Raw genomic sequence first — 18,213 nt, forward strand, 5'->3', positions numbered from 1 at the left:
GAAATACTTGGTTCGCATTTTCGTCATCCGCGGTCAGCCGCAATTCTGACGAACTGCCCATTTAGCTGGAGATGATTGTACATCCTTCACGTGAAAATTTCTCAAGCGCTGTGAACAAGGGTTCAGATTTTAGATTGAAAGGTGAGCCGTTGAAACACGTTCTTCTTATCGATGACGATGTCGCTATGCGGCATCTTATTATCGAATACCTTACGATCCACGCCTTCAAAGTGACCGCGGTAGCCGACAGCACCCAGTTCACTAGAGTACTCTCTTCCGCGACGGTCGATGTCGTGGTTGTTGATCTAAATTTAGGTCGTGAAGATGGGCTTGAGATCGTTCGAAATCTGGCGGCAAAGTCTGATATTCCAATCATAATTATCAGTGGCGACCGCCTTGAGGAGACGGATAAAGTTGTTGCACTCGAGCTAGGAGCAAGTGATTTTATCGCTAAGCCGTTTAGTACGAGAGAGTTTCTTGCACGCATTCGGGTTGCCTTGCGCGTGCGCCCCAACGTTGTCCGCTCCAAAGACCGACGGTCTTTTTGTTTTACTGACTGGACACTTAATCTCAGGCAACGTCGCTTGATGTCCGAAGCTGGCGGTGAGGTGAAACTTACGGCAGGTGAGTTCAATCTTCTCCTCGCGTTTTTAGAGAAACCCCGCGACGTTCTATCGCGCGAGCAACTTCTCATTGCCAGTCGAGTACGCGACGAGGAGGTTTACGACAGGAGTATAGATGTTCTCATTTTGCGGCTGCGCCGCAAACTTGAGGCGGATCCGTCAAGCCCTCAACTGATAAAAACAGCAAGAGGTGCCGGTTATTTCTTTGACGCGGACGTGCAGGTTTCGCACGGGGGGACGATGGCAGCCTGAGCCAATTGCATTTGGCTCTTAATTATCTGGCTCAAAGGGTGACTGAGGACGCGGCCAGCGGCCTCAAATCTACACTCAATATTTGGTGAGGGGTTCCGATAGGTCCCTCTTCACCAATTGCTCGATGGCTTCTCTCCAGCAAAGAAGGACGCGAGCGCGGCGGTAGCCAGCTTGTGGCCGAAAGCTCGAGCGGTCTCCAACCCCAACGGATCAAAATGACTTCGAGCGACCTCGAGCAACGCAACCGGGAACATGCGTGAGGTCTGAACGAGAACGGATTTTTCTGTAGTTGAAGGGATCGGATAACTTTTCGGGGCCACGCGAAATGATCCATCTGCCAGCATGCTTTCGAAATCGTCCAACGCGCGCCTTAAAATCATTTGTAGCGACTTCGAGGGACTGTATTGCCGAACGAGGTTGTCATATGTTTTCGACACTTGAGGCGCGGGCGGTCGCGCTGAAAGAAAAACCTGGAGCTTTTTCGGGGACGGAGGTGGACTAAGGGCATCCACAGTTAGCTTAAGTTGTCGATCGGGACTGTAAATGTGATCGGCGACGAGAGGCTCACGTTGCTGGTCTTTCTCGTCGGCTTTTTCAGGCAAGTGCTGGAGGTCCAGCTTCTGGGGAACAAGTGTCGGGTTGGGATGGTGGATCTCGGGTCGAGCACCAGCAAGCCGCCGTGCTTCGCCGACCGACAACGCGGGCTTGCGAATTGCCATCTTCAAGCCTCCAAGATTTTGCTGATCAGTTTCGAAATGACCACGACTTCCTCCATCGCAATCCGAAGATTCCTCTCTATGAGGCGCATCGTCGGATCAGTTCCCGTGTTTAGTAATGTAAGATGCAACATGCCGCGTTCTTTCATCGCGGCAAATGCATCTCTTTCATGCATGGGAGACGGTACAACTGGAAGGCTCTCTAGCGTCTCTGACATCCTGCGTTGCGATGTTGTCAATCGGCCGACCGGGACGCGTTGGCGCAAAACAGCTGTAGGAATTGCCAAATTTTCACTCAACAGCAGCTCGATGACGTAGCGGTAGGTAGATAGTGCCTCATCAATGTCGAGCGGCGTTAGCATGGTGGGGATCAGAAGCAGGTTTGAGCTAGCGATGATTGTGTTGTTGAGCTCGCTCGAGCCGCCACGCGTATCGGCCAACGCATAATCAAATCCTTCGAGCTCGGCATTTTCATAGGCTGCTTCAAGAAGGGGCATTTCGTCGGCGGAATAGACTTCACAGCGAGGATCCCAGGTACTGCTTTGTAAGGCGTTTTCTCTCCATCGCGTCAGAGGCCGGTTTTCGTCGGCATCAAAGAGGGCCACTCGTTTACCGTCATTTGCCAAAGCAGCGCAAAGGCCCATGAGTGCGGTGGTTTTGCCAGCACCCCCTTTGAAAGAACAAAACGTCAAAAGTTGCATATTCTGATCCCGCCTATCCTGTGAAACCGGAGTGCATTTGTATTTTTGTTCGTATAAATGTTTTTGTGATTATCGATGAGTAAAAGCGTTGCTACACTATTTTTATTTCACATTCGTTATAAGACAATTGCAAATGTAGCAAGTATATTCAGTATTGCCTGTAAATGTACTGTTGATTTCATATTGAGCAGGGCTAGACTTCCATCCGTCTACCCGGGCACATTTCGTGCTGGAGTATCCAGACCTTCCGCTTTCTTTGGAGGAAGCTATGTCAAAACACACTAGAGCCACGTCGAGTGAGACTACCATCAACCAGCATCGATCCCTGAAAGTTGAAGGGTTCAAGGTCGTGAGTGCCCGTCTGCGATCGGCCGAGTATGAAACCTTTTGCTATCAAGCGCGCCTGCTGGGACTTTCGGATAGTATGGCAATTCGCGTTGCGGTGCGCCGCATCGGGGGCTTTCTCGAAATAGATGCAGACACACGAGAAAAGATGGAAGCCATACTTCAGTCCATCGGAATACTCTCAAGCAATGTATCCATGCTTCTATCTGCCTACGCCGAAGACCCTCGATCGGATCTGGAGGCTGTGCGAGATGAACGTATTGCTTTTGGCGAGGCTTTCGCCGCCCTCGATGGACTACTGCGCTCCATTTTGTCCGTATCCCGGCGACGGATCGACGGTCGCTCGTTACTGAAAGGTGCCTTGTAGCACTTGACCACGCACCTGACGGGAGAAAATTGGATGCCCGATCGCGCTCAAGTAATCATTCGCATTGTGCCAGGAGGTGGAACCAAGAGCCTTCAGCAGATAATCAATCAGCTGGAGTACCTGTCCCGAAAGGGAAAGCTGGAACTGCAGCGTTCAGCCCGGCATCTCGATATTCCCGTTCCGCCGGATCAAATCCGTGAGCTTGCCCAAAGCTGGGTTACGGAGGCCGGGATTTATGACGAAAGTCAGTCAGACGATGACAGGCAACAAGACTTAACAACACACATTATTGTAAGCTTCCCCGCAGGTACCGACCAAACCGCAGCTTATGAAGCAAGCCGGGAATGGGCAGCCGAGATGTTTGGGTCAGGATACGGGGGTGGCCGCTATAACTATCTGACAGCCTACCACGTCGACCGCGATCATCCACATTTACATGTCGTGGTCAATCGTCGGGAACTTCTGGGGCAGGGGTGGCTGAAAATATCCAGGCGCCATCCCCAGCTGAATTATGACGGCTTACGGAAAAAGATGGCAGAGATTTCACTTCGTCACGGCATAGTCCTGGATGCGACTTCGCGAGCAGAAAGGGGAATAGCAGAGCGACCAATCACATATGCTGAGTATCGACGCCTTGAGCGGATGCAGGCTCAAAAGATTCAACTCGAAGATACAGATTTTGATGAGACCTCGCCTGAGGAAGATCGTCGGGACCTCAGTCAATCGTTCGATCCATTTCGATCGGACGCATCTACCGGCGAACCGGACCGTGCAACCCGACATGACAGACAACCGCTTGAACCGCACGCCCGTTTCCAGGAGCCCGCCGGCTCCAGCATCAAAGCCGACGCACGGATCCGCGTACCATTGGAGAGCGAGCGGAGTGCCCAACCATCCGCGTCCAAAATCCCTGTAATTGGGCATTTCGGGATTGAGACTTCGTATGTCGCTGAAGCCAGCGTGCCCAAACGAAGCGGCAATTCCGATACTTCTCGCCCGGTGACTGACGTTGCCATGCACACAGTCGAGCGCCAGCAGCGGTCAAAACGACGTCATGACGAGGAGGCAGGTCCGAGCGGAGTAAACCGTAAAAGATTGAAGGCTGCGCAAGTTGATTCCGAGGCAAATGTCGGTGAGCCCGACGGTCGCGATGACAGCAACAAGGCGGCTGATCCGGTGTCTGCTTCCATCGGTACCGAGCAACCGGAAGCTTCTCCAACGCGTCCGCGTGACCGTCACGATGGAGAATTGGGTGGACGCAAACGTGCAAGAGGTAATCGTCGCGACGATGGGCGCGGGGGGGACCTAGAGACAGGAAGGACGGAATAATGGCAAATGGTCAGTTCACGATACGCTCTGCTCGCCCGGCCTCCGTCGGGCTGACAGGCGAACGGCGTGGAGCCGCATCCGCCTCTTGCTCTGCACTGTCCAATGTTCAAGGAAATGTTAGGGATAGGCCGATTCCAACTAGCTCATCAAGATTACCAAATGCAGCCATATTGCGTGATTCCTCGGGAAGAGCGTCGACTGGTCTGCGGTACATGGCGGCTACTCTTCATTGGTCTGCGATCGCGCCATTATCGCTAATAAACAGCAATGACCTGGCTCCGGCCGCTTATGACTTTGAGACGCGAAATAACGCAAGAAATGTGACTGCCAAAGTCGGCAGGGCAGTCCCTGTTCCCAAGCAAGGCGGGCTCGGCAAAACGCTCGCATCCGTACCCCTTAGTACACGTATATCAAGGGTCAATTCCGACCGAAGACTGCCCGCTGACGCAGAAGACCGCCCTGAAACGCGCGACCCCCAGAAAGGACGTGGCAGTCATGGTGCGACGCCAACCTTACATGAAAAGATTGGAACCGCGTTTGCTCGAAGATTGCGAAAGCATACGTACTATATTGTTTGCAGTTGCTGCCAGACCCGGAGCGCGTTGACGATGGGTGCAAAGATTTCGGTGAAGTCATGAACTCCAGCAAGACTTCGCCCCAGCGTATGACCCTGAGCATCGTATGTTCGCTGGCAGCCGGTTTTTGTGCGGCCAGCTGCTATGTAACGTTCCGCCGGGGCTTCAACGGCAAAGCGATGATGACGTTCGACGTTTTCGCTTTTTGGTATGAGACCCCGCTTTACTTGGGTTATGCCAGCACCGTCTTCTGGCGTGGTTTATCTGTTGTCATCTTTACCTCGCTGATCGTTCTTTCAAGTCAGCTCATCATATCGCTGCGCAATCAGAAGCATCATGGGACAGCTCGTTGGGCAGAAATTGGCGAAATGCGGCATGCTGGTTATCTGCAGCGTTACAGTCGCATCAAGGGGCCGATCTTTGGAAAGACATGTGGTCCCCTTTGGTTCGGCAGTTATTTGACCAATGGCGAACAGCCACACAGTCTTGTCGTCGCGCCAACGCGTGCTGGCAAAGGCGTCGGCATCGTCATTCCAACGCTGTTGACCTTCAAGGGCTCGGTAATCGCCCTTGACGTCAAGGGAGAATTGTTTGAACTGACGTCCAGAGCACGCAAAGCGAGCGGCGACGCAGTTTTCAAGTTCTCCCCCCTAGATCCTGAGCGGAAGACTCATTGTTACAATCCGGTCCTGGATATTGCCGCACTTCCGCCCGAACGCCAGTTCACTGAAACACGCCGTCTAGCTGCGAACCTTATTACGGCTAAGGGAAAGGGAGCAGAAGGCTTTATTGACGGCGCACGTGACCTGTTCGTCGCGGGAATCCTTACCTGCATTGAGCGTGGCACACCAACGATTGGCGCGGTATATGACCTATTTGCGCAGCCTGGCGAAAAGTATAAGCTTTTTGCGCAACTCGCGGAGGAAAGCCTAAACAAAGAGGCTCAGCGTATCTTCGATAATATGGCGGGCAACGACACGAAAATTCTGACATCGTACACCTCTGTGCTGGGCGACGGTGGACTGAACCTGTGGGCTGATCCGCTTATCAAAGCAGCGACAAGCCGGTCAGACTTTTCCGTTTACGATCTCCGGAGGAAGAAGACCTGCATTTATCTTTGTGTCAGTCCCAACGATCTGGAGGTCTTGGCACCACTTATGCGCCTGATGTTTCAGCAGCTCGTGTCAATCTTGCAGAGATCGCTGCCAGGTGAAGACGAGTGCCATGAAGTTTTATTTCTCCTCGACGAATTCAAACACCTGGGCAAGCTTGAGGCCATAGAGACCGCGATCACAACCATCGCCGGTTACAGAGGCCGCTTTATGTTTATTATTCAAAGTCTTTCGGCCTTGTCGGGCACATACGATGACGCAGGAAAACAAAACTTTCTGAGCAATACTGGCGTACAAGTATTTATGGCCACGGCTGATGACGAAACTCCAACCTACATCTCAAAAGCTATCGGCGAATATACGTTTAAAGCGCGTTCGACCTCTTACAGTCAAGCCAGAATGTTCGACCACAACATCCAGATTTCTGATCAAGGTGCAGCCCTTTTGCGCCCCGAACAAGTGCGCCTGCTAGACGATCAGAGTGAAATCGTTCTCATCAAAGGGCGACCTCCACTCAAATTACGAAAGGTGCAGTATTATTCCGATCGTACGCTGAAAGGCCTTTTCGAACGCCAGATGGGCTCTCTGCCTGAGCCCGCACCCTTGATGCTTTCCGACTATAGCAACGATCAAGTTCAATACCACTTGGCTCCGATAGCAAATTTTAATGAGGATGCTGCACCGCAAAACAGAACTGTGGCCGAGGACCATGGAAGTGTTAAAGTCGGTGCTGATATCCCTGAACGCGTGATGGGAATAAATGGTGACGAGGAACAAGCCGATGCGGGCGAGATACCGCCGGAATCGGTTGTGCCTCCAGAATTGACGCTCGCTCTGACCGCTCAACAGCAATTGTTGGACCAGATTATTGCACTTCAGCAAAGATCGAGGTCCGCACCGGCATAGCCTGCGAAATGATCTTAATGGTGCAATTCGTTTCAGGCGGCATGTTGCGGTTCAACAAAGTGTACGCCAGATCCAAATTGGCCCTTTACGAGGTGTCGGTATGACAGGAAAGTCGAAAGTTCACATAAGAGGTTCGGCTGACGCGCTTCCTGACGTTCCTGGCGGAAGTACTACCGCCCCTTTTTTAACCGAACCTTCTCGGGATCAGGTTGATGCCTCGTTTGAGGTCCAAACCGACTACAGCCAGTCTACTTCCGTGTCGTTTACCTATGATGGTGTTGGACTTGGTCCTGCCGAGCGTGCGGCTTACGAGAACTGGTGCGAACCGGGCCGGCCCACTTGGAAAGATCTTATAATCAAGGCACGTGTCGATCCGATTGACGATGTGACCTGGCTCCGAGATTTAGAAGAGGACACCCCCTCAACCTTCAGATACGAAGGGATGCCTCTGGGCATCGGGGAACGACAGGCCTACGAAAATTGGCAAGAGGACGCTCAGCCGACATGGGAAGACCTTGTTGTCAGCGCACGCTTGACGGAACTTGGCCGTCCACACGGGATTACCGGCGAGTATACATCCCTCGCAGGATCGAAGAATACAAGTTCAATTTCATTGAAGCGAAAGCGGAGCAACTTAATTGATGATGAGAATTCATCCGGATCGTTTTCATATGACGGGATGAAGCTCGGGGAAGCCGAGCGTTCTGCATATGGTGACTGGGCCGAGGCGGAGCCACCCACGTGGAAAGATTTGGTATTGAGGGCACGCGTTTCCTCGATCAATGACTCTGCTTGGCTTTTTGATTCACAAACATCTTCATCATCATTTGAATACAACGGTGTTCCCTTGGGCGAGCCGGAACGGCAGTCTCTCAGACAATGGCAAGGAGACGCTCAGCCTACCTGGGAAGATCTCGTTGTTAACGCGCGTATGGCAGAACTTTGCCATGCTGGTTGGATTGAAGGTCAAAAAGGTTGCTTTGAAGAGCGCGGGGAGGCTCTGCCCGCGTCGGAACGCGGTTCGCAACGCCCCATTGGTCAACGGACAGATTCCTCCGATTCTTTTGTGTATGATGGCACAAGGCTCGGAGCACCTGAGCGAACTGCTTATGAACGCTGGAGTAAGAGGGAACGCCCGACTTGGGAAGATCTCATCTTAGATGCACACCAGGCCAGGACTGAAAGTGACGCTGTTACGACCCAAGCGATTGGTCAGTCGTCCTCACCGGTTTTCTTATATGAAGGAAAGTCGCTCGGAGACAGGGAACGAAAGGCTTACGAAAAATGGCGGCAGCCAGCCCAACCGCGATGGCAAAATCTTGTAGTGAACGCTCGTCTGGCAGAAATCGATCCCTCAGCCTGGATTGCCGATGAGCGCGATCCGCTTGATGATAGCGACGCGCTTGGTCGCCCGTCGTACACAAGCTTGACGGATAGATCAGACGTCCCTTTAGACGATCAATCAATCTATCGTCGTTCCGACCTAGTAAGGGAGCAGGTGCCAGAATCGTCTCAAAGGCAATTCGCAGCATGTTCAGAATCTGAAACGAGGCCTGTGCAATGGTTTACTGCTTCTGGGTCAGATGCAAACAATACGGAAAATATCACCGCCAGCGATCCCGTCGATCGCACGGGTGGAGTTAAGCGGCTAGGCTCCAAAAGCGACAGAACCGTTACAGCTTCTATCCATGACGTGAATTCCAGCACAAGGCGACTGTTGCTTAACGAATTTGGATCGGAGGCTCCGCGCCCTTCGCCAGAAAAGACTGTTCGCTTAAGAAGCGACAATATTGGCACCTATGGGAGCCGGAAAAATGAACGAGCGCGGCTCGCGACCGAAACCGGTGCGTATGAGTCGGAGCATATTTTCGGGTTCAAGGCTGTCCACGATACTGCGAGAGCGACGAAAGAGGGCCGGCGTCTCGAAAGGCCCATGCCCGCCTACCTTGAGGATAAGGGGCTTCATCGCCAACATATTGGCACCGGGAGAGGACGGACCAAACTTGTCGGGCGCGGATGGCCGGATGACACAAGCTATCGCTCGGATCAAAGGGCAACTCTGTCGGACCCCGTTGCGCGCTCGGAAGGCGCGACGGCCTCAAATGGGTATCAATTGAACCAATTGGGTTACGCGCACCAACTCGCTAGCGATGGCCTGCAAAGTGAATCGCCCGATGGTGTTGCCTTGCCAATTCAAGTGGCAACAACGAGCTACAACTATACAGTGAGCCGCGATCCTGTCCTTGTTCCGCCGGATAAAAACGAAGCCCCTCAATTGCTGCATCTTGGTCCCCGTGGTCAAACCGAAGCTGTTCTTGCCCGCGAAACAGCATTGACTGGAAAATGGCCGACTCTCGAGCGTGAGCAGCAAGTGTATCGCGAGTTTTTGGCCTTATATGACGTAAAAAAAGATCTTGAGGCCAAATCAGTCGGCGTAAGACGGAAAAAAAAAGAAGTTATTTCTGCGTTAGACCGAACTGCGCGCTTGATAAGCACGTCGCCTTCGAAAGCTCGATCCAAAGCAGAGACTGAAAAAGCCATTGACGAGCTCGATGATCGACGAGTTTATGATCCGCGTGATCGAGCTCAAGACAAAGCGTTTAAACGCTGATAAGTCGCCAATATAGTGATCATTTGCAGTATTCGCATCGATCGCTGGTTGATATTCTGCCGCTGGTCGACCGGCTGCTCGTCGCCAAAAATGCTCACAGGGATACGATGGCCTCGGTCAGGCCGCGTGCGTCCTGTCTTTCCAGTTCCTCCCTTTTAGCTCGATTGTGGCATCATTTATTGCCTGCTCATTGCAGTTGAAACGCGATATCCGTTTCAAGACCCGGGTATGGATGGTACTTTGGAGATATGAGCACTTGCCAGACTTCCCGGTCGGAGACTTAAAAATTCCGATAAGAGGTTACGGACGACGGACCTTATAAGTGGATCGTCTAGTGGTGGCGCCGATCAAAACAGTTCCGCCCCCGGCTTTGCTCAAAGTAGCAAAGCAGCTTTGTCTCGGGTTGCGGAGGATTTTCTAGAAAACCGCAATTTTGCAGGAGAGAACATATGGCCATCATCAAGCCGCATGTGAACAAAAATAGGACAACCTCGCCGATAGAGAGACCGGAGTCTCTCATAGAGGAAATGAGCGGCAGTCATCCGCCGAGTGGTTTTACCAACCTGGATCTCGCTATGATCGAGCTGGAGGACTTTGTCCATCGGTGCCCGCTCCCAGAAGACAATCTTGCTGGTCAGAAGGAGTGAGACGATGGATCCGTCTAGCAATGAGAATGTCTATGTGGGTCGCGGTCACAACATCGAAAATGATGATGACACTGACCCCAGGCGTTGGAAGAAGGCGAATATCAGTTCCAACACCATCTCCGATATTCAGATGACGAATGGCGAAGACGTACAATCAGGGAGCCCTACCCGAACGGAAGTTGTAAGCCCACGTCTGGATTATGGATCGGTCGACTCCTCCTCCAGCCTTTATTCTGGCAGCGAGCACGGAAATCAAGCTGAGATTCAAAAAGAGCTGTCCGTCTTGTTCTCGAACATGTCTTTGCCAGGCAACGATCGGCGCCCGGACGAATACATTCTCGTGCATCAAACGGGACAAGATGCTTTTACTGGTATTGCCAAAGGCAACCTCGACCAAATGCCCACCAAGGCGGAATTTAACGCGTGCTGCCGTCTCTACAGGGACGGAGCCGGTAATTACTACCCGCCACCTCTCGCATTCGACAAGATTAGCGTTCCAGAGCAACTGGAGGAAAAATGGGGGATGATGGAGGCGAAGGAACGTAACAAACTGCGGTTTCAGTACAAGTTGGACGTATGGAATCATGCGCACGCTGATATGGGGATCACGGGCACAGAGATCTTTTATCAAACAGATAAGAACATAAAGCTCGACCGGAATTATAAACTAAGACCTGAAGACCGATACGTACAAACAGAAAAATACGGGCGCCGGGAAATTCAAAAGCGATATCAACACGAACTCCAGGCTGGTTCGCTGCTGCCCGATATTATGATCAAAACTCCCCAAAATGACATCCACTTCGTGTACAGGTTTGCCGGCGACAATTACGCCAACAAACAGTTCAGCGAGTTTGAACACACCGTCAAGCGCAGGTATGGCGACGAGACTGAGATCAAATTGAAGTCAAAGTCAGGCATTATGCATGACTCGAAATATCTGGAATCCTGGGAACGGGGCAGTGCGGATATTCGCTTCGCGGAATTCGTTGGGGAAAATAGAGCTCACAATCGGCAGTTTCCAACTGCGACAGTAAATATGGGACAGCAGCCAGACGGGCAGGGCGGTTTGACCCGCGACCGTCATGTGAGCGTTGACTTCCTAATGCAAAGCGCACCCAATTCGCCTTGGGCGCAAGCTTTGAAAAAGGGAGAACTGTGGGATCGCGTTCAGTTGCTTGCTCGCGACGGCAACCGCTATCTGTCGCCGCCCAGATTGGAATATTCTGACCCTGCACATTTCACCGAGTTGATGAACCGGGTTGGTTTACCCGCATCGATGGGTCGGCAAAGCCATGCGGCTAGTATCAAATTCGAAAAGTTTGACGCGCAGGCAGCGGTTATTGTCTTAAATGGCCCAGAGTTACGTGACATTCATGACTTGTCTCCTGAAAAACTGCAAAATTTGTCCACCAAAGATGTCATCGTCGCCGATCGCAATGAGAATGGTCAGAGAACTGGCACGTACACCAGCGTCGCGGAATATGAGCGCTTGCAGTTAAGGCTGCCACCCGATGCAGCGGGGGTGCTTGGTGAAGCAACTGACAAATATTCACGTGATTTCGTTCGGCCAGAGCCGGCGTCGCGTCCAATCAGTGACAGCCGCAGGATATACGAAAGTCGACCGCGTAGCCAAAGCGTCAACAGCTTTTGACGTTCCTGCTGCCGCGTCAACGAGGAAGCTCGTTTGACCCGGGTTTGCCAATGAAAGGGCTCAATCATGGTGAACACTACAAAGAAAAGTTTTGCGAAGTCGCTTACGGCAGATATGCGCCGTTCTGCTCAGCGCGTTGTCGAGCAAATGCGAAAAGCATTGATTACCGAAGAAGAGGCGCTCAAGCGGCAAGCCAGACTGGAGAGTCCCGATAGGAAGCGAAAGTATGCTGCTGATATGGCGATAGTCGACAAACTCGACGTAGGGTTTCGAGGCGAAATAGGCTATAAAATTCTTGGAAATAACCGGCTTCGAGTAGACAACCATAAAGAATTAACGCGTGAGCACGGTAGACTTCGCAAAACCAAAACGGTTCTGAAGCGTAACCCGGTGACGCAGGAAGTCTATTTGGGTTTATATGAAAGGAAGTCCTGGTTAAGTGTCAGCAGCCATTTGTATGCTGCGGACGGCACACTCCGCATGAAGCACGTGAAATACAAAGACGGACGTTTTGAGGAAAAATGGGAGCGCGACGAAAATGGCGACCTGATCCGCACAAGGTACGCCAACCGTGGCAGGCTCTTTCAACCTGTATCCGAGAAAATGGGCGCGCCGTATCGGAGCGGCCCTGACGACCGGCTCTATCGCGATCTAACCCGTCGAAACGGTTTCAGACGGGAGACATTCGAACGGGACGATCACGGAAACCTCGAGCGTATCGGCAGCAACCATGTCGGCTTTTCCAAGATTTCAGTGAAGGCACCCAATCGTCAAACCTCCCAGACGAAGATTCAAAAACTTGGTGGCGCTTTCAACAAATCTTTTAGGTCCCTTCTGGACAAGGAGGGCAATGAAATGGGCCGCGATATTTTGAGCCATCGACGGCTCTATAACAAGCGGTCTGCTGTCTACGATGAAGCTACCGGACAATTGAAGAGTGCCAAGCATACCTTCGGCAAGATCTACAGGAGCGAAACCGAATATCTCAGCGCGGGCCTCAAGAAGGTTTCAAAAAAGATACTCGGGGTGACGGTCTACCGGAAATTTGCGGCGCTCAGCGAGCGAGAATCCGAGGCTGAGAGACTGCGTAGTTTTGAATCCGGTGCGCATCGCCAGATCTGGCAGGAGCGGGCAGCGATTCCCGGTTCGCCCCTCCCGGAGACTGATGACATTCATTTCGCACAGCAGTCGCACCTAGCCAAAGCCAACCCTGATCACGTCGAAGCTGACGTCACGCGTGTGACAGATCAACATGTTGATGTTGCTGGACAAACATCATCGTCTCCCCAACGGAACTTGGAAGGATGGTTAGATTCTCAATCACGATACAAGCCAGCAAACATGCTGTTGTCAAATCCAGACCTTCAAGCGAACGGACCTCGCCCATACGAAGGGTTAGCTCATCTCACCCTCCGGCGCGATAATGAATCTGACGGGCACAAGGAGAATGATCAGCGGCTGCGACATTTCTCCCAGCCAGAGCCGTTGGTGTTACCGCATCCCGGGTCGCCGGAAATAACTAAGGTGTTTGGCTCGCGGGGAGAGCCGGCACACCCGAGTGGAAATCTGCACACGGCGGTTGGAGAAACGGCTTGCGAAGGACCGGTGATGTCTTCATCCTCGGACAATCATCAGCCAGCTCCAGGACAGCAAGAACTTTTAAGTTTCCTTCCTAATGCGCCAGCCCCAGTTTCTGTGGCAATACATGATGATCAAGAGCGACTTGCGGGGGAGGCGCCCGGCGGCTCTTTCAGAGGTAGCTCAGGGCGAACGAGTTCAATGTCGGAGAGTATCTTCGACGAAGATGTACAAGGGCATTTGGTACGGGATTATTCGATCAATACTACTAACGGGTTTATTGACCCGCAATCGTTGTTCGGTGAACCGGACTTATCGAGAGGTCCAAAATCGGGGCCAGAAATTCCATCGGAAGATTACCATTTGTCAGCTTCGGAACAGGAAAATTTGCTGAATCAATTGCTTAGTGTGCCACTGCCGGTTCCTTCACCGAAGCCCGAATGCGCGAGGTCTATGATTTTCGAAGGTTCACGTTCAAGAGAGCGTTCCACCTCCAGAGGGTTCTAAGGTGGAACGCGTCTAGGCTTGCCTATCATCACCACCTCATGATGGTCGCGGAGACCTTCGAAGAGATATCCGACATCATTGGAGAAGCTGGGCCGGAAACTGGGCTTCTTCTTGACACCGGACACGCCGCGGCAGCCGGATTCGACTACGCGAAGCTCATCGAGCGGTTCGGCGACCGCATCGTTCATATTCATCTGAAGGACGTTCGCAAGGCAAGCCGCGCCGAGGTCCAGTCAAAGGATCTCCCATCGGTTGACGAAAAGACATGATTTTCGTTAAGCGCGTCGCAGGGCAAGGCCGCAATCGCCCGCAGCAAAGGGCCGGCAATTGAGGTTGGCCCCGCTACCCCCTATCAGATTGTCGCCGACATCATCAGACGAGATTGGCAAAAGCTGCAGCTGGTATGCTGCTATGCGGCAAATCAAGACGGTGGTCGATCGTCTCGAGCGGTTGAGTGCGGCGGCCAGAGCGAGCCAGACCAACTTTTTGTCGAACTGTTCGCAGAAGATGGGCCGCCCGCAGGGAACTGCATCGCACCAGAACCGACGCGACCATCAAGTCTGCTCGCGGACCGCTGAGGTGCAGGTCAGCGGGCCGACGCAGATATCGGCTTTGAACGTTGGCTCCCGCAGACGGGGCTCGCCGCGGCGGGCCAATCGTTCGCTGACTCCTCGACGTCTTCAGCCGGATCGGGTCACGGTCGTAAGCCAAGCGATGTTTTGCAATGACGTCTTGGAGCGTTTCGATCACCGTGACCGTTCGATGGCCCTCATTCGCAAACCGGTCGATAATCTCGGCGACAAGATCATCCAGACGCTTGAACAGTAGTTCGGCATTGTCGGGTCCATTTGTCACGATCTTCGCTCCTCAGATATCGATCCGCCGCTGCTGCCAGTCCTTATATGGCACCAATAGCTGTCCGGGAAATCGCTCTTCGATCGTGATCTCAACCATGGCGATCCTGACAAAGACCTCGCTGCTGTCACGGTCTTTGGAGGGGGTATTTTCGCTTTCGTCTTCGAGCTTTTGCATCAGCGCAAACAGTTCTTCGTCGGTCATCGCGGAAAGTTGGTCTGCAAACTCCGCATCATCAAACTCTTGTCCCTCTGCCATTGTCTGTCTGCTCCTCTGTCATCGATGGGTTTGGCGACAACGGACTAATCATCATCCAGTTCAATCCAGACCGGGGCATGGTCGCTGGTGTGCTCCCAGGCACGCACATGTTTGTCGACACCGCAGGTCTGCAGTCGCTCCCGTAGTGACGGACTGAGAAGAAAATGGTCGATGCGCAGACCGGCATCACGCGCGAAGGCTTTCCGGAAATACTTCCAGAACGTATAGATCCGTTGTTCGGGATGCAGCAGCCTGACGGCGTCCGTCCAGCCTATGGCAATAAACTCGGCATAGGCGGCCCGTACTTACGGCCGAAACAGGGCATCGTCTCGCCAGCGCTCGGGTTTGTAGACGTCGAGATCGGTCGGCATCACATTAAAAGCGCCGACAAGGGCGACGGGCACATCAAGCTCCAACAGCCCCGCGGCATAGGAATGTAGCCGCTCGAACCAGCGGAGTTTGTAGTCAAACTTTGGCCCTGGTGCTGGATTGCCGTTCGGAAGATAAAGGCAGCCGACGATCAGGCCATTGATGGCAGCCTCGATTTAACGGCTGTGACTGTCGTCGGGGTCGCCCGGGAGGCCGCGGCTTGTCTCGCGCGGCTCCTATCCCGGACAAGGACCGCAACGCCCTTCCAGCTCTTCTGACCATGCCAGATGGCGCCGTAGCCGGCACGCTCGATTTCCCGGCGGGGAAACTTCTCGTCCGGCGCCTTGAGTTCCTGCAGACAGACGACATCAGGCTGCGCTTCGGCCAGCCACCGCAGCTGCGCTCGCATTCCGGAAGCGGACATTTCCGCCCGAGTTGGTGACGATGGAGCGGACAAGCGAGCTATGGGCGAAAAAGAAAGCTGCGCCCGAGGCGCCGCTGCTGCTTTGATGGCGGCTTCTTCCTGTCGATACCGGAATTCATGCGATGCCAATCACCGAGGCGCGTACGAGACCTTTCGATTAATCACCGAGTAACAGGATAACCAGCACGACGAGGTCGAGATCTACCCCTATGCCACGCAAGGCTCACTCGACGCCACCATGTGGCAGAACAACGAACGCAAGGCGAGGTTCATTGCCGCGGCCCTTTCGGGTGATACCTCGATCCGCCGGCTGGAGGACCTGAACGAGGGGCAGGCCAACCAGTTCGCCATGGCCAAGGCGATTGCAAGTGGTGACGAGCGCCTGATGCAAAAGGCGGGGCCGGAGGCCGACATTGCGCGGCTGGAACGGCTGCGTGCCGCCCATGACGACGATCTCTTTGCCGTGCAACGGCAGGTCCGCGACGCCGAGCGCGAGATCGAAACCGCCGGCCGTCGCCTTGGCGATATCGCAGTTGATATCGAGCGGCTTGTGCCGACCTCAGGTGATGCTTTTGCGATCAACGTCAAGGGCGAGACCTATAGAGAGCGTAAGGAGGCGGGGAGGGCGCTGATGAAGGAAATCCTCACCCTCGTCCAGTTGCGGCATGAAGGGGAGATTCACATTGCTTCCATCGGTGGCTTCGATCTCGTCTACGATGCCGAAACGTCCGGGCGTGGTGACAATTACCACTATCAGACCCTGCTTCAACGCACCGGCGCGGATTATGAAATTGAGTTGCCGGTGACCGTCGCGCCGCTTGGAGCTATCTCTCGTCTCGAACATGCGCTCGACGGGTTCGGGGAGGAGCGGGAGCGCTATCGCCAGCGGCTGGAGGAATACAAACGCCGGCTGATCTCCTACCAGTCACGGCAGGGTGGCGCCTTTGCATTCGCGGATGAACTGGCGGAAAAGCGCCATGCGTTGCGAAAGGTTGAGGAGGCGCTGGGAAAATCGGCGCGCGGTGATGTGGAGACGAACGAACTCGCCGCATGAGATCACCTCCATGAGGCGCGGTCCGCTGCGGCGAACACCACGGTAACGAGGCCTAGCCGAACCGCGCACGGTTTGTCGTTGAGAAGGCCCTACAGGCTTCCCAAATGCCTCGTTTTCGCTAAAAAGTCTGTCATGATTAAATCCGAGCTTGTTGATCTCCTTGCCGCGAGAAATCCATACCTCCATCGTCGCGATGCGGAGAATGCCGTCGATTCCGTTCTCGATGAAATCACCGGCGCCCTCGAACGGGGAGAGCGCGTCGAAATCCGGGGTTTTGGCACCTTTGTCGTAAGGCATCGTCCCGCACGCTCGGGGCGCAATCCCCTCAACGGCAACGCGGTGCTCGTCGAGGAAAAATGGGTGCCGTTCTTCCGCGCCGGCAAGGAGATCAAAGATCGTCTGAATATGGCGGAAGAACCGCGTGGCAAGGAGTAATCGTTGATCGAATATTCGAGACATGGGTTCTGCGAGGCCCTTCCCGAGGACATTCGTGAGACGGTCGAGATGATGGCGCTGGAATTTCTGCCCGAAACCTGGCCCGTCCGGTTTGTCGCGCTTCTCTCGATGCTGGAGGACATCACAAGCAAGGTCGAAGAGGTCCACCGGCCGTATGTGGTCAACAACTGGGTGGTCATCGTCAGCGGCTTGCTCGAACATTTGCCACGTGATCTGGCCTCGCCGGAGTGCCTGGCCCTGATGCGTCACAGTGTACTTGACCGTTTTCGGCAAAGCCATTCAACAATCGCCGGACGTGGAGCAGCAGAACGAGATCTTGCGGCGTGAATATCCGCAATAGTCGATCGCCGAAGATCTGCTCCGCGATTATGAAATGTGGTCCGCCAAACAATCGCAGATAAAGCCCAGCTAGCAGGGAGAAGAATATGCCGACAGGCAAGGTCAAGTGGTTCGATGCCACCAAGCGGTTTGGCTTCATTACGCCGGACGATGGTGGTCCGGATGTTTTTCTGCACCTGAGCAGCATAGCCGACCCGGCCTGTCCCACGCTTCAGCCCGGTCTGCGGCTTCACTATGGTGTCGAGCAAAAGGGCGGCAAGGTCACGGCGAAAGATGTGGGGCCTGTGCCGGTTGAAAAGGCTGTGCAGCACGCTCCTGCCACTCAGCCTCAAGACGAGGAGGCGTTCAGCGACGCGTTTGAGCGGGAATGGGGCCTGCGCCGGGTCTGAAGCGCACTACGCCAATCGCGAGTGACTGGCATACAGTGGGTCCAGTCGGTAATTGGGCATGGAGGTAGAGCGCGTGGGCATCGAAACGGCAATCAGAGACGCGACGCCGGATGACAGGGAGGCAAATAGCGCTCCAAGTCCGCGTC

General features: G+C 53.8%; 16 protein-coding genes and 2 pseudogenes. 13 read left to right on the forward strand and 5 right to left on the reverse strand.

Going from position 1 to position 18,213, the window contains the following annotated elements:
- Positions 1-71 precede the first annotated feature (71 nt).
- Positions 72-875 (forward strand): response regulator, encoded by an 804-nt coding sequence (locus G6L28_RS21405; RefSeq protein WP_012478082.1) that lies wholly within the window; start codon positions 72-74, stop codon positions 873-875.
- Between the two features lie 110 nt (positions 876-985).
- On the opposite strand, the gene G6L28_RS21410 is transcribed toward G6L28_RS21405, so the two are convergent.
- Positions 986-1,594, reverse strand: coding sequence for a conjugal transfer protein VirC2 (locus G6L28_RS21410; protein WP_012478083.1), 609 nt, complete (start codon positions 1,592-1,594; stop codon positions 986-988).
- 2 nt (positions 1,595-1,596) lie between these two features.
- Entirely contained in the window at positions 1,597-2,292 is a 696-nt protein-coding gene (locus G6L28_RS21415; RefSeq protein ID WP_012478084.1) for a conjugal transfer ATPase VirC1, read from the reverse strand.
- 268 nt (positions 2,293-2,560) lie between these two features.
- Here G6L28_RS21415 and virD1 point away from each other — a divergent pair, with 268 nt between their 5' ends.
- The 8 genes from virD1 (at position 2,561) to G6L28_RS21455 (ending at position 14,192) form a co-directional block, all read left to right on the forward strand.
- Positions 2,561-3,004, forward strand: a complete 444-nt coding sequence (gene virD1 / locus G6L28_RS21420) for a T-DNA border endonuclease subunit VirD1 (RefSeq protein ID WP_065657579.1) — start codon at positions 2,561-2,563, stop codon at positions 3,002-3,004.
- Positions 3,005-3,037: 33 nt separating this feature from the next.
- On the forward strand, positions 3,038-4,333 hold the full coding sequence (locus G6L28_RS21425) for a T-DNA border endonuclease VirD2 (protein ID WP_065657580.1): 1,296 nt from the start codon (positions 3,038-3,040) through the stop codon (positions 4,331-4,333).
- Positions 4,334-4,967: 634 nt separating this feature from the next.
- Positions 4,968-6,926 carry a type IV secretion system ATPase VirD4 gene (gene virD4 / locus G6L28_RS21430; protein ID WP_172691062.1) on the forward strand — a complete coding sequence of 653 codons (1,959 nt, stop codon included), beginning with the start codon at positions 4,968-4,970 and terminating at the stop codon, positions 6,924-6,926.
- 100 nt (positions 6,927-7,026) lie between these two features.
- Positions 7,027-9,537 carry a virA/G regulated protein gene (locus G6L28_RS21435; RefSeq protein ID WP_172691047.1) on the forward strand — a complete coding sequence of 837 codons (2,511 nt, stop codon included), beginning with the start codon at positions 7,027-7,029 and terminating at the stop codon, positions 9,535-9,537.
- 449 nt (positions 9,538-9,986) lie between these two features.
- Positions 9,987-10,184, forward strand: a complete 198-nt coding sequence (gene virE1 / locus G6L28_RS21440) for a type IV secretion system effector chaperone VirE1 (protein WP_012478090.1) — start codon at positions 9,987-9,989, stop codon at positions 10,182-10,184.
- 4 nt (positions 10,185-10,188) lie between these two features.
- Positions 10,189-11,838 (forward strand): type IV secretion system single-stranded DNA binding effector VirE2, encoded by a 1,650-nt coding sequence (locus tag G6L28_RS21445; RefSeq protein WP_012478091.1) that lies wholly within the window; start codon positions 10,189-10,191, stop codon positions 11,836-11,838.
- A 66-nt stretch (positions 11,839-11,904) separates the two neighbouring features.
- Positions 11,905-13,923 (forward strand): virA/G regulated protein, encoded by a 2,019-nt coding sequence (locus tag G6L28_RS21450; RefSeq protein ID WP_172691048.1) that lies wholly within the window; start codon positions 11,905-11,907, stop codon positions 13,921-13,923.
- The gene (locus G6L28_RS21455; RefSeq protein ID WP_234900486.1) at positions 13,857-14,192 is read left to right on the forward strand and encodes a TIM barrel protein; all 336 of its coding nucleotides are present in this window, start codon (positions 13,857-13,859) and stop codon (positions 14,190-14,192) included. Before G6L28_RS21450 ends, G6L28_RS21455 begins: the two co-directional genes overlap by 67 nt.
- Before the next feature lie 103 nt (positions 14,193-14,295).
- Here G6L28_RS21455 and G6L28_RS21460 read toward each other — a convergent pair whose 3' ends face one another.
- From G6L28_RS21460 to xth, 3 genes and pseudogenes are all read right to left on the reverse strand, one after another.
- Positions 14,296-14,778: a hypothetical protein gene (locus G6L28_RS21460; protein WP_174018307.1), complete on the reverse strand. Its 483-nt coding sequence runs from the start codon at positions 14,776-14,778 to the stop codon at positions 14,296-14,298.
- Positions 14,779-14,790: 12 nt separating this feature from the next.
- Complete coding sequence (locus tag G6L28_RS21465; RefSeq protein ID WP_012478103.1) at positions 14,791-15,036, reverse strand: hypothetical protein; 246 nt, start codon at positions 15,034-15,036, stop codon at positions 14,791-14,793.
- A gap of 44 nt (positions 15,037-15,080) precedes the next feature.
- A pseudogene (gene xth / locus G6L28_RS22990) lies at positions 15,081-15,829 on the reverse strand (exodeoxyribonuclease III).
- A 172-nt stretch (positions 15,830-16,001) separates the two neighbouring features.
- On the opposite strand from xth, the pseudogene G6L28_RS21475 reads away from it, so the two are divergent.
- From G6L28_RS21475 to G6L28_RS21490, 4 genes and pseudogenes are all read left to right on the forward strand, one after another.
- Positions 16,002-16,883, forward strand: a pseudogene (locus G6L28_RS21475) (lactate dehydrogenase); the annotation flags it as partial.
- A gap of 132 nt (positions 16,884-17,015) precedes the next feature.
- The gene (locus G6L28_RS21480; protein ID WP_012478105.1) at positions 17,016-17,318 is read left to right on the forward strand and encodes an integration host factor subunit beta; all 303 of its coding nucleotides are present in this window, start codon (positions 17,016-17,018) and stop codon (positions 17,316-17,318) included.
- Between the two features lie 3 nt (positions 17,319-17,321).
- Positions 17,322-17,666, forward strand: coding sequence for a hypothetical protein (locus tag G6L28_RS21485; RefSeq protein WP_012478106.1), 345 nt, complete (start codon positions 17,322-17,324; stop codon positions 17,664-17,666).
- 98 nt (positions 17,667-17,764) lie between these two features.
- On the forward strand, positions 17,765-18,067 hold the full coding sequence (locus G6L28_RS21490; protein WP_065657585.1) for a cold shock domain-containing protein: 303 nt from the start codon (positions 17,765-17,767) through the stop codon (positions 18,065-18,067).
- Positions 18,068-18,213 lie beyond the last annotated feature (146 nt).

The sequence above is a fragment of the Agrobacterium larrymoorei genome (assembly GCF_013322225.1).
Taxonomy (GTDB): Bacteria; Pseudomonadota; Alphaproteobacteria; order Rhizobiales; family Rhizobiaceae; genus Agrobacterium; species Agrobacterium larrymoorei_A.